The 11,784-nt window shown below is 40.1% G+C and carries 10 protein-coding genes; 1 reads left to right on the top strand and 9 read right to left on the bottom strand.

The genetic code is table 11. The features are described 5' to 3' along the window. Positions 1 to 56 precede the first annotated feature (56 nt). Positions 57 to 1,079 (top strand): NAD(P)H-dependent amine dehydrogenase family protein, encoded by a 1,023-nt coding sequence (locus ACFWE9_RS23195; protein WP_377359005.1) that lies wholly within the window; start codon positions 57 to 59, stop codon positions 1,077 to 1,079. A 311-nt stretch (positions 1,080 to 1,390) separates the two neighbouring features. Here ACFWE9_RS23195 and ACFWE9_RS23190 read toward each other — a convergent pair whose 3' ends face one another. The 9 genes from ACFWE9_RS23190 to ACFWE9_RS23150 all read right to left on the bottom strand — a co-directional run bounded on the left by ACFWE9_RS23190 (position 1,391) and on the right by ACFWE9_RS23150 (position 11,575). After that, complete coding sequence (locus ACFWE9_RS23190) at positions 1,391 to 2,146, bottom strand: IclR family transcriptional regulator (protein ID WP_230156486.1); 756 nt, start codon at positions 2,144 to 2,146, stop codon at positions 1,391 to 1,393. Between the two features lie 178 nt (positions 2,147 to 2,324). Then, positions 2,325 to 3,320 carry a 5-oxoprolinase subunit C family protein gene (locus tag ACFWE9_RS23185; RefSeq protein ID WP_377359003.1) on the bottom strand — a complete coding sequence of 332 codons (996 nt, stop codon included), beginning with the start codon at positions 3,318 to 3,320 and terminating at the stop codon, positions 2,325 to 2,327. Beyond that, positions 3,317 to 4,075, bottom strand: coding sequence for a 5-oxoprolinase subunit PxpB (gene pxpB / locus ACFWE9_RS23180; RefSeq protein ID WP_377359001.1), 759 nt, complete (start codon positions 4,073 to 4,075; stop codon positions 3,317 to 3,319). The genes ACFWE9_RS23185 and pxpB overlap by 4 nt, the downstream gene beginning before the upstream one ends. Positions 4,076 to 4,097: 22 nt before the next feature. Then, positions 4,098 to 4,889 carry a putative hydro-lyase gene (locus tag ACFWE9_RS23175; protein ID WP_230156489.1) on the bottom strand — a complete coding sequence of 264 codons (792 nt, stop codon included), beginning with the start codon at positions 4,887 to 4,889 and terminating at the stop codon, positions 4,098 to 4,100. Between the two features lie 64 nt (positions 4,890 to 4,953). Next, positions 4,954 to 6,093 (bottom strand): NRAMP family divalent metal transporter, encoded by a 1,140-nt coding sequence (locus ACFWE9_RS23170; RefSeq protein WP_377359007.1) that lies wholly within the window; start codon positions 6,091 to 6,093, stop codon positions 4,954 to 4,956. 119 nt (positions 6,094 to 6,212) lie between these two features. Next, positions 6,213 to 6,971: a LamB/YcsF family protein gene (locus tag ACFWE9_RS23165; RefSeq protein WP_230156491.1), complete on the bottom strand. Its 759-nt coding sequence runs from the start codon at positions 6,969 to 6,971 to the stop codon at positions 6,213 to 6,215. A 327-nt stretch (positions 6,972 to 7,298) separates the two neighbouring features. Continuing rightward, complete coding sequence (solA, locus tag ACFWE9_RS23160; RefSeq protein ID WP_230156492.1) at positions 7,299 to 8,426, bottom strand: N-methyl-L-tryptophan oxidase; 1,128 nt, start codon at positions 8,424 to 8,426, stop codon at positions 7,299 to 7,301. Between the two features lie 128 nt (positions 8,427 to 8,554). Continuing rightward, complete coding sequence (gene hutH / locus ACFWE9_RS23155; RefSeq protein WP_377358998.1) at positions 8,555 to 10,114, bottom strand: histidine ammonia-lyase; 1,560 nt, start codon at positions 10,112 to 10,114, stop codon at positions 8,555 to 8,557. A gap of 75 nt (positions 10,115 to 10,189) precedes the next feature. Beyond that, positions 10,190 to 11,575 carry an MFS transporter gene (locus tag ACFWE9_RS23150; protein WP_230156494.1) on the bottom strand — a complete coding sequence of 462 codons (1,386 nt, stop codon included), beginning with the start codon at positions 11,573 to 11,575 and terminating at the stop codon, positions 10,190 to 10,192. Positions 11,576 to 11,784: the final 209 nt, after the last annotated feature.

The raw sequence follows: 11,784 nt of genomic DNA, 5'->3' as shown, positions 1-11,784 counted from the left end.
ATTTATCACTCAATGTTAGCCTTTTGTTATACGATATTTGAAAGGATGAGAGATGAATGACTATACAATATTCTCAGTTCACAGTATTCGGATTGGGTCCCATCGGAATTGAAATTCTACGCAGTGCTTACCAAACCAATCCACAATCGATTATCGGTGTTGTCGATATTGATCCAGATAAGGTAGGAAAGGATATTGGCTCATTAATCAATGAAAAAGAAACGAACAAGTGTGTAGTCTCCCATATACAGAAAGTAAATACTGAAGCTGACCATCCTATCGTCCTACATGCAACCGGTTCCAACGCACAACAAGTATGGCCCCAAATCAAAGAGCTGCTAGATTACGGCTTTTCAGTGGTTTCCACCTGTGAACAGCTTTCCTACCCATGGCATCGCTACCCCCTACTTTCAAAGGAAATAGATGATTATGCTAAAGCAAAAGGGCTTAGTGTCATCGGGACCGGCATCAATCCGGGGTACATCATGGATACTATGGCCATTTCTTTTACAACAGTATTGACCACGGTTAACCAAATTAAGGTCAATCGTAAAGTTGATGTTTCGAAAAGGCGCCTCCCTTTACAAAAAAAGGTCGGAATCGGGATGACCAGAGAAGAGTTTGAATTTTTAGCTGAACGGAATAAAATTGGGCATGTAGGTCTTGAGGAGTCTGTCAGGTTAATCGCTTATGGGCTGAATTGGAATCTTTCAAGTGTTATCAATACCATTGAACCAATGATTGCAAGCGAAAATATGACCGTTCCGCTAACTACCTTAAAACCTGGTGATGTTAAGGGGCTTCATCAAATTTCCACAGGCAATACTGTTGACGGAAAGCAAATTTCCTTGGATTTAACGATGTCTGCAGGAATTAAACAGGAAGATGAAATCGTTATCGAGGGGAACGAAACCCAAAGGTTGATTGTTCCAAACGGCATTTTTGGAGATACAGCAACCGCAGCAATGATTATCAATACCGCTAAGCAAATTGATGCCCTCCGTAAACCAGGTTTACTTACAATGGCTGACATCGGGGTGCCGAGAAATATAAATCAATCACACTTTGTGCGTATTTAATGGCTAACCAACAATCTTGCGTATAAGACTTACGATATTAGCAAAGGTGAACCCCGAATGGTTCACCTTTTCGATTTGGCCCAGTATTTATTCCAAGATCAAGAACGATGACGATCAATGAAATGGTTGCTGATAAGCACTTCCAAATAAAGCCGCAAACATTACACCAGGTACTGTTGAGCATGCTAACATGACAAAAAACCACCATAAACGGTGGCTTTACTTCCTATATGTAGGAATCGACTATTTTATGTAATTTATCTTATTTCAGGAAAATACATTCCGGAAATGACATGATTTTTCTATTTTCATTAATGTGTTTGAGAACCAAGTTTCACGGAAATCGAATTGGCTGCTTTCGTTACTTTGTCAATCAATTCAGGCAAGCGGTCTTCCTGAAATCTCACTTCAATCCCAGCCACACTAATACCAGCTACTATTTGACCTTTACCATTGAGTATCGGTGCACTCACCGCTTTTGTATAATCCTCAAGTTCTGATGAAGTTATCGTGTAACCATTCATTCTCGCTTCATCCAAAGCATGACGGAGTTTAGTTTTTTCCGTTATCGTTCCAATGGCGATTGGTTTTAATTGAATCCTTCCCAAATAATTTTCACGCTCTTCTTCTGGCAAATAAGCTAGGATGATTCGAGAATCGCCAGCATATAATGGCGAACGCCTTCCAATAGATGTATAAAGACGAACAGGATGCAGGGTGTCCACCTTTTCAATGTACATGGCTTCGTCCTTATCCCTCACAATTAAATTCACTGCCTCTTCAACATCATCCCGTAGGTCTTTCATGATGGGATAGGCAATTGATCTGATATCCAAACGCTCTCCCACCAGTTGACCAAACTGCAGAAATATAAGCCCAAGTGAATAATATCCATCATCATCCCTAGTTAAAAACCCCATTTCTTCCAATGACCCCAGCATTCGGTGCAATGAGGTTTTTGGCAGGTTGGAAATTACCATCATTTCATTAAAGCTGAGTTTCGGATGATTGATGAAAAGGGTAAGGATTTGCATGGATTTAACGACGGTTTTGTTATGTGCTTGCATACATAAGTCTCCTTTCATGATACAAGTTATCCTGGATGTACTCACATACTATCATTCTATAATAAAACAAGGAAAAAAGGATATAATGGTATACAGTAAAATACATATAAGGGAAAAGGAAAAAGAAAGCACTCTTTAAGAGTACTTTCTCATCGTTTACGACTTCTTGCTGAAGGAACTATATGACAAACCATTTTTTCAGAGCTAATGAAATCGAAACCTGTAATTCTTTCAATTGCAGTTCTTTTTGAAGGAAAAGCCGTTCTGCCTCTTTTAAGGTCACCCTTGAGAATTGAATGGATTCCCCTGGTTTAACTTGTGCAATCATTGGTAAATCGGCTGTAATCACCTGTGCTATTTTAGGATATCCTCCTGTTGTTTGGCTATCTGCAAGGAGAATGATCGGGTTTCCATCAGGAGGAACCTGTACGGACCCATTAGTTACCGCTTCTGATAATAGATCCCCGTTATCCTGTAACTCTAACTTCGGGCCTGATATTCTATACCCCATACGGTCAGATTGATTGGAAACTTTAAATGAACCTTCTACAAAACTATCTTTACTTGAGTTTGTGAAATATTCGTACTGGCTTCCTTCGATGAAACGGATGGAAGGCTTTCGATCTGGAAAAAACTCCTTATTATTAACAAACCACTTTGGGAAGGCAAATGAACCTTTGACCTCCCATTCACCAAGATTTCTGGTAGATTCATTACATTCCAACAGATCGTCAGCTCTTAATGCCCTTCCCTTATAGCCGCCAATCCCCCCCCGTAAATAGGTGCTTTTACTACCCATTACTTCAGAAATGGTGAATCCTCCCGCCACAGATAAATAAGCCCGGCAACCTGATTTACACCCTTCAAATCGAAGAATCGATCCTTTTTTCACATATATGGGCTTCCACATCGGTGCAATCCGGCTGTCAATGGTAGGTGATAAATCACCACCTGTTATCGAGATCAAGCAGTTTTTCTCCACTTTAATAGTCGGACCCATTAATGTTATTTCTAAGGCCGCTTCTCCTTCTTCATTACCAACCAACATATTGGCAATTCGTAAAGAATATCCATCCATTGCCCCGCTTACTATCACACCATGTTGCTGAAATCCTTTTCTTCCAAGATCTTGTATACTAGTCAATAATCCCGGCTTGATTACACGTAGGCTCACTGTAACCCCTCCTTAAGGACCATTTCTTCATACTCTTGATTAGAAATCGGATGGAATTTCACAATGTCTCCTGCTTGTAATAAACTTGGCGGATTTACATTTGGCAAAAATAATTTCGTTGGCGTTTGTCCGATTAACTGCCATCCTCCAGGTGTTGATATGGGATATACACCCGTTTGCATACCGGCAATTCCAACTGCCCCTGTTGGTATCGTCATTCTAGGAGAAGAACGCCTAGGCGTCGCTATTTCTTCAGATAGTCCCCCTAGAAACGGAAAGCCAGGTGCAAATCCGATCATATAGGCCAAATACTCACCGGTTGAATGAATATGAATGACTTCATCAGTGGTCAAATTATTATAACGAGCTACATATTCCAAATCCGGTCCATATTCCCCTCCATAACACACGGGAATGGAAACCGTCCGATGTGTCAGCTTTTTACCTTCTTGTATACCCTGTAATTTCATGTCCAAGATGGAACGAACCACTTCATAGGGAGAAATGTCTTCCATTCCATTGCTTTGTTTTTGATTCTTATAGATAACCAGCGGATCATAGAATACCGTCAAATTCGTAAATGCAGGTACACATTCTATAAATCCTACAAAGGGTTCATCTTCCAGTGAATCCAAAAACAATTTTATTTTTTTGTGAATGCTGTATTCCATTCCATTCCCAAATGTAATCACGATTGCGGAATCGCCCAAGGGAGACAGTTTACATGCAGTTTTATTCAAAAGCTTTTCCGACATAGAAATCAACTCTTTCTGTCCATTATAAAACGCCTAATTTTTCATCACGAATGTCCGTTATAAACATATGTCCAGGTGCATGTGTGATCATGATTTCAGGTTTGGTTTCCATAGCAATGGATTGAGGCGTGACACCACATGCCCAAAAGACTGGGACTTCCCCTTCACGAATCGTTACTGCATCACCAAAATCGGGATTCTCTATACTGGACACCCCTATTGCTTCAGGATCGCCGATATGGATCGGACCACCATGAACTGCCGGGAAACGCGATGTCACTTGAGCTGCCCTCACTACATCTTTTTGGGGAATCGGCCGCATGCTTGCTACCATATTCCCATGAAAAATTCCTGCTTCGATACACGGAATATTGGTTTTATACATCGGTACATTGCATCCCTCATCAATGTGACGAATCGATATATCATTATTTAAAAGTGCGTGTTCGAAAGTAAAGCTGCATCCGATTAAAAATCCTACCATATCTTCTTCCCAGTAATCTGAAATATCCGTTACTTCTTCCACTAATTCACCATACTTATATACCCTATATTTAGGAATATCGGTGCGTATATCTCCAGACTGGGCAGCAAATGCAGGAATAGGTGAACCAACTTCCGTTACATCCAGCAATGGGCACGATTTAGGGTTGCGCTGGCAGAATAATAAAAAATCAAAAGCATGCTCTTTTTTTAAGATGGCTAGGTTCGCTTGTGCATACCCGTTAGCCATGCCAGCAGTCGGTTTAATCCATTCATTATTTCGAATCATGGAACGTAATTCTGCCGGGGTTGCTTGGGAAAGATCAATCATAAATCATTCATCTCCTATGGACAGCTGGCAGTTAGCAGTAAACTGCCAGTCGCATTCATCATCATCAAAAAAGTGCGGGTAGTTGCTTCACTAATGTATATGCACCCATTAATGCCATGACGACTACTACAAATACACCGGAAATCGTCAACCATAAAGGATGCTTATAATTACCTACAATATTTTTCTTATATGCAGCAATCAATAGCGTACCAAGGGCGATTGGTAAAATCAGACCATTTATCGCTCCAACTACAAGCAGAACTTTAACCGGTTGACCAATTAACAAAAAGCAAATAGTCGATACGACTATAAAGCCGATGATTATCCAGTTTGCCTTATTATTGATTTTTTCGCTGAATGTTCTGATAAAGGAAACAGAAGTATATGCCGCTCCAACAACTGATGTGATTGCGGCAGCCCACATAACGATACCGAAGATTTTATATCCTACATTACCAGCAGCGAGTTGAAAAACGGATGCTGCAGGGTTATCCGGATTAATTTGTAAACCTTTCGAAACAACACCCAATACTGCTAAAAATAGTGCAACACGCATTACCGTAGTTATCAATATTCCCATTACCGAACTCTTTGTGACTTGTGGTAATGCGTCAACACCTTTCACGCCTGCATCCAATAGACGATGCCCCCCCGCAAAAGTAATATAGCCGCCTACAGATCCACCCACCAATGTGACGATTGCGATAATATCGATTTTATCAGGTGCAAAAGTCTTCACTACTGCTTCCCCGACTGGAGGAGAGGTTGTCCAAGCAACGTAAATCATCAAACAAATCATAAAAAATCCGGCAATTTGCGTAAAACGGTCCATGGCTTTTCCCGCTTCTTTCACGACAAATATCAAAACGGCGATGACGGCGCTTATTGCCGCACCCACAGTTGGGGATATTCCCGTCATTGCATTTAGACCAAGCCCAGCTCCTGCGATATTTCCTATATTAAATGCGAGACCACCCATAACGATAAGTGCCGCAAGGACATAACCGAGTCCAGGAAGAACCATGTTTGCAATCTCTTGCCCTCGTTTTTCAGATACAGCTATTATGCGCCATACATTTGTTTGGGCAAAAATATCAAGAATGACAGAGATTAGAATAACGAAGCCAAAACTTGCCGCTAGACTTTGGGTGTAAACGGTTGTTTGCATTAAAAAACCTGGTCCTATTGCGGATGTTGCCATTAGGAATGCTGCACCTAACAATAAAGTACGGTTTGTTTTTGGCTTAGTGGGAGTCTTTTTCTGTGATGTTGTATTTTTAATTGGCTCCAATGGAATCTGCCTCCTGATTGTCTTGGTTTTTATTTGAATGACTTGACTGTTATTTCTGATAATTGTAAAGATTTTTTCACATGTCGAGCAAAGGTTAAAGCATGTGCCCCATCCCCATGTATACAAATGGTATCAGCTCTTAAAGTCACATCGGATCCCTGCTGGGACAAGACTTTCCCTTCTTTTACCATGCGAATGACTTGCCCAACGGCATCATCATCATTTTCTATCATTGCATCCTTCTCCAAGCGAGAGGTCAATGAACCATCTTTTTGATAGGTCCGATCAGCAAATACTTCACTGGCCGTTTGTAATCCGATAGCCTGTCCAGCCCGTATTAGCTCACTTCCCGACAAACCAAATAAAATTAGCTCAGGATTCACGTTATATACAGCTTCAGCAATGGCCATGGATAACTCTTTGTTCTTAGCGGCCATATTATACAAAGCTCCATGTGGTTTAACATGCTGCATACTTCCGCCTTCTGATTGCAAGAAGCCATTTAAAGCCCCAATTTGATAGACGACAAGATCATAAGCTTCCTGTGGTGTTACAAACATATTCCGTCTGCCAAAACCAATTAAATCCTGGAAACCTGGATGTGCCCCGATTTTGACAGCCTTCCCCATTGCAAGTTGTACCGTTTTTCTCATGACCGTCGGATCACCGGCATGAAATCCACAAGCAATATTGACTGAAGTTGCATAATCTAAAATCTCTTTGTCATTTCCAATTTGATAAGCACCAAAACTTTCGCCTAAATCACAATTCAAATCAACCGTTTTCATTTTACCCTCTCCTTTTTACCGGAAATTTCTGTTTATTAATCGCGTAAATATGTAAGAATGCTTCATTTCACTTAAACCATATGAATATACCGAAATTCGGAACTTAAGTTTCATATTTCGGAATATTCATATTCTACCATGTTTTAATTATTTCGACAATACTTTGTTAGATAACCTAACATTTAGTTTTGTCTACTATCATGCTTCAGGTTAATGGTAGAAGTACTAATATAAAAAAGCCGTTGTTCCTCTGATTAGGAAACAACGGCCTTGATTACAATAATTATTGCGCATTTCATGACATTCGATGTTGAGACAGGACTTTTCTTAGTTAAATCGATTTATAGAAAATAATGATATATCTTCCTTGCTCGTACCGGAAATGATCAGGTCACTCAGAATCTCTCCCATGATACTGCTGAATTTAAACCCGTGTCCAGAGAATCCTGCTGCAATAGCAATGTGTGGATAATAAGGATGTTTATCCACTATAAAGTTCTCGTCAGGGGTCATGGTATAGATGCAAGTTTTCCCATATTTCATTTTTTGATCAGTAGGCATATATTGCCGTAAAAACTTCACCAAATCTCCTTCATCTTCTTCCAATTCACCAAAACCTTTTATACAGCCATCAGGATTTATGCGTTCTCCACCATCATGTCTCCCTATTTTCATTCCAGAACCATTTATACTTGGAAAGCCATAATATGTACCAATAGAAGTATCAAAAGTAAAAGCTGGAAAGTCATGATGATTATATAATTTTTCATTTGCATGAAACCATGCAAATGTTTTTCTGATAGGTTCTAGAGGCAGATTTAAATCTAACATCGCTAATATTTTTGGAGCCCATGCCCCAACTGTAACCACTAAAGATTCTGAGTGGAATGTCTGTTCATCCGTTTTAATCGTGACCCCATCACTATGAACTTCTATCTTCCTTACATGACTGTTTATATGGAAGTCAGCACCATGAGATTTCGCAAGTTGTTGATACGCTCTGATGCACTCTTCACTATTTAACACGCCCGAAGTCGATTCAAAGCACCCAATAAAGTCCTCTGGCAGTGTTATACCAGGCCATCTATCATGAATTTGATTGGAATCCAAGATTTCCATTGGTAAACCATATTCCTTCGAACCAGCTTTCACTTGTTTAATGAAGGCGGAATTTTGGCTTCCAGCATTCAGGACCCCCGTTGGAAGAAACAATTGTTTACCCGTATTTTTTTCCAACTCCCCCCATAGCTTTTGGGATTTAAGTGCCAAAGAAACATACTCCCTACCTTCACCATAAGCATGTCTAATAATTCTTGTTTCCCCGTGATGGCTGCCTTTATTATGAGGAGGAACAAAGGAATCCAATAATAGTACTTTTTGTCCCTTTTTTGATAGAAAATATCCTGAAGACATTCCCATGGATCCAGCTCCAATTACAATTACATCATAGTGCATCTTGCTTCCCTCCTTTTTAGATGAATCATACAATCATTCTAGTTTAACAGCAATCATTCATATGATCCTTAATGAAAAAGGAAGCCCCTTTACTCTATAAAATAAAGTAAAACAGCTTCCATCTTTTTTTAGAACTCCATTTCCCCAATCGCCTTTTCAACTAGCATAACTATTTCCCCTTCATGAATTTGTCTATAAATCGCTTCAATGTCAGGGTGAAAAAAGCGATCTTCTTCCACCATCGGGACTTGGCTCCGAACTAAATGATATATACCTTCCGTAACCGGGGACGGTTTCAATGGTAGATGAAAATCCATTGCTTGCGTGGCCGTCATCAGTTCAATGGCTAATATATATTCAAGTTTCTTTGAAATTTGATAGGCTTTCTTCGAAGCGAAATAAGCAAAACTTATCAAATCTTCTTGATTAGCGCATGTAGGGGTATTATCTACTGTGGCTGGATGAGAGAGCACCCTTATCTCGTTTAATAGTCCTGCGGCTGTATATTGCGGGATCATGTAGCCACTATTTAAACCAGGATTCACCACTAAGAAATTAGGTAATTCACTAAGGTGATGGTTTACTAGGCGATCTATTCTACGTTCAGTTATTTTCGCTAGGTTTGCTAATGCTATGGCTATCGTATCCGCGTATATCCCTATAAATGAACCATCAAAATTTCCAGCCATGAGTGCAATCCCATCTTCCTCTTCCGGAAAAATCAAAGGATTGTCACTTACAGAGTTCATTTCATTCTCAATTGAAACAGCAGCGTCTTTCAATACTCTTTTTATGGCTCCATGGACTTGTGGAATGCATCGTAAACTAAGCGCATCTTGTAATCTATGTTCCTTGTATGTATCAATGATTTGGCTGTCTTCCAGTATCCTTGTAACATTTCTGGCTGTCTTAGCCTGTTCCTCATGCTTTTTTATTGCATGGGGACGGGGATCAAATGCCTTAATTGTACCTTTTAGCACTTCTAAGGACATTGCACCCGTAATGTCTGCGGTTTTAGCTGCTTGCATACTATTGTATAAAGCTAGAGCAGCCATAGCAGTGACGGAAGGAGTTCCGCTTATGAGAGCCAGTCCTTCTTTACACCCAAGCGTTACAGGCTTTAATCCGGATTTAGCTAACGCACCCTCTCCCGGTAGAAGCTCATCGTTGTACCACGCCCGTCCCTCCCCGATCAACAATAAGGCCATGTGTGCTTCAGGAGACAAATATCCCACTGACCCATCTCCTGGAACATAGGGAAGTACATCGTGATTTAATAATGAAGCAATAAGTTTTAATACTTGTAAACGGACACCTGAATAACCCTGGCCTAAATTTACAAGTATCATCAATTGAATGGCTCTTACTACTTCTTTTTCAAGAGGTTCCCCAACCGAAACAGCATGAGAACGAACAATATTCCGTTGAAGGGTTTCTGCGTCTTCTGGAGAAATCACCTCCGTCATATTACTGCCAAACCCTGTCGTTACACCGTAAATCAATCTATTATCATCTAAAAACTTTTCTATTAAGCTTCGTGATTGATCCACTCTTTCACAATACGCCTGTGTGAAGGTAACGATTGCACCATATCTTGCAACCGCTATCATCTCATTGATTGATATTGCATCATCACCCAGTGCAACCTCTTTAATATCTTTAGGATGTAAACAATCGGTCGTTGTCATCCTTACACATCTCCTCTCCTATGACTCTTCAAGAAGGAGAAAAAAGTTTTGATCCTTCTCATTTAGAAATTAATCTTATGTTATTTTCTTATTTTCTGTAAAGGGAATATCGGTTCCCTTCGAAAAGTTCCCCGCTTCTAGTAATGGGTCACTCGCTTCATGCAAGGAAAGATTCTTCGTTTCAGGTGCCCAGGCGATCGATACAATCAAACCGATTAGCAGAACTACAGCCATACCAATCATTGATGTACTTAATCCGAATGAATTTAGACTAATGGGCAGCAGAAATGTTCCAATTGCAGAACCAATTCGACTAATTGCCGTAACCATACCTATTCCAGATCCACGAATCTCAGTTGGAAAAAGCTCTGCTGGGTATACTAATGTAAGGTTTGATGCTGCTGACATGAAAAATGTAAAGATCAAGAAGGCTGTCAACATTAAGAATTGAGAACTATTGTGTAAGAAGCTGAGTGAAAACAATGAAACAGTAAGGACCGTAAAAGCCCCGATCGTAAATCCTCTACGAGAAAATTTCGCGAGTAACCAAAGTCCGAAAATTGCCCCAACAAGCAAGAATAGATTTAACATAGTATCGGCAAAAAAGTTTTGTTCAAAACCCATTGTACTTAGTATCGACGGAAGGAACGTGTAGATTGCAAAGTACGGAATAACAAGAGTTAATTTGAATATTCCACCAAAAGCCGTACGTTTACGAAGTTTTTTGCTGAAAAGTCCACTAAATCCAAGAGTCTTTTGATTTTCCGTACCAGTAACCGTTTCTCCCATTTCAACGTTCGATCCAAGGTGTTTTTTTACTATATGGCGAGCTTCTTCGACACGCCCCATGCTGACAAGCCATCTTGGTGATTCAGGCGTTCCTATACGTAAGATCAAAACCACAATAGCGGGAATAGCAGCACTAATAAGCATCCAACGCCATGAGTCTGACCCAACCTGTCCCAGGTAATGACCAACAAAGTTTGAAGCTACATATCCAAGCGTCCATACTACGTTTATAGATGCGAGAAGCGAGGAGCGATACTTTTTTGGTGAAAACTCGGCGAGTAGGGTCGTACCGACAGCATAATCTCCTCCAAGTCCAAAACCAATTAGTAACCGTAAAATGAGAAGTTCTTCTGGACCACTAACAAAAAATTGTAAAATAGTAGCAATCGTGATCAGTAAAAAGTTTACGAGAAAGATTTTCTGTCTGCCAATACGATCAGAAAGTCTTCCAAGTACCAACGCTCCCCCAAAAAGACCGATTAATGCAGAACTTCCGATCAATCCAGTCCACATTGCATTTAACTCCAATTGAGGACCAAGTAATGTCAGAGCCATCGCGATGATTCCAAGTGAATAACCATCACAAAAGCTTGATCCAAAGGTAAGGCCAGCAATACGAAAATGAAACTTATTAAATGGGGCATCGTCCATAGTGATCTTTTGTTCGTTCAAAGTATCCCCTCCATTTTTTGACTATTCAGATATATTGACGTAAAAAATTAATTTACAATGAAATACACTCAGGCAGGACCTCCGTCCTCTAACAACTAATTCGACCTGAATAATCTAAACACAAATTGCCCACTCCAGCATGCATTACTCAATATTCATTATTTCACCATTTGTTTTCGCTTTGAAATACTTTTTACCTCCTAACTATC

The organism is Peribacillus sp. NPDC060253 (genome assembly GCF_042727425.1).
Classification (GTDB): domain Bacteria; phylum Bacillota; class Bacilli; order Bacillales; family DSM-1321; genus Peribacillus.
Note: the sequence above shows the minus strand (reverse complement) of the source record. Positions and strands in the feature narration are given on the sequence as shown.